This window comes from Paenibacillus sp. GbtcB18 (assembly GCF_019091125.1).
Taxonomy (GTDB): domain Bacteria; phylum Bacillota; class Bacilli; order Paenibacillales; family NBRC-103111; genus Paenibacillus_F; species Paenibacillus_F chitinolyticus.
Genome location: NZ_JAGXJX010000113.1, coordinates 1 through 540, shown reverse-complemented (window position 1 = coordinate 540; position 540 = coordinate 1). Strand labels below are relative to the sequence as shown.

At 32.4% G+C, this 540-nt stretch carries 2 pseudogenes; one reads left to right on the top strand and one right to left on the bottom strand.

Annotation, left to right across the window (positions count from 1 at the left end):
* Positions 1–145 (top strand): annotated as a pseudogene (locus KVT34_RS33040) (DUF1796 family putative cysteine peptidase); the annotation flags it as partial.
* A 28-nt stretch (positions 146–173) separates the two neighbouring features.
* Here KVT34_RS33040 and KVT34_RS32145 read toward each other — a convergent pair.
* Positions 174–312, bottom strand: a pseudogene (locus KVT34_RS32145) (RNA-guided endonuclease TnpB family protein); the annotation flags it as partial.
* Positions 313–540 lie beyond the last annotated feature (228 nt).

The window sequence follows — 540 nt, the reverse complement described above, 5'->3', positions numbered from 1 at the left end:
CTCTCCAACAGGAGCAGAAAATGAAATCACGACATTAGAATGGGGTATCGATCACGTTTGTACACTTCAAGTTTCAAAGAATTATTTGAATAAAAGAACATGGTATATATTATTAAAAGATATACACCTAAATTCAAAAATATAAACATATAATCTCATTGAATGTGAACTACATTAGCTTTCTCCTCTTCGCCACTCACATACAATTCATCCCTAATCCAACTACACGTTCTATTTCTTTCTGCGTGATTTCTTTTTCATATTTAGTCAAAATAGACACGTAATTGGCATAGAAATCGTACACGATTTGATGTGGGATATTTTGCATTATCTCTCACCTACCGCTAGACTATCGCCTTTCACACGCTTGAACTTCCTTCGGATAGTACATTAAAAAGTACGGTTTCAAGTAAATATAACAAAAAAATTCCAAATTGAATAAATAAAATGTTTTCGGCCTATTATCTTTCATGTCATTCCTCCCATGTAAATTTATTCTTTGTTAAAAATACTGCTTGATACTCTGGATTTAAGCGAAGG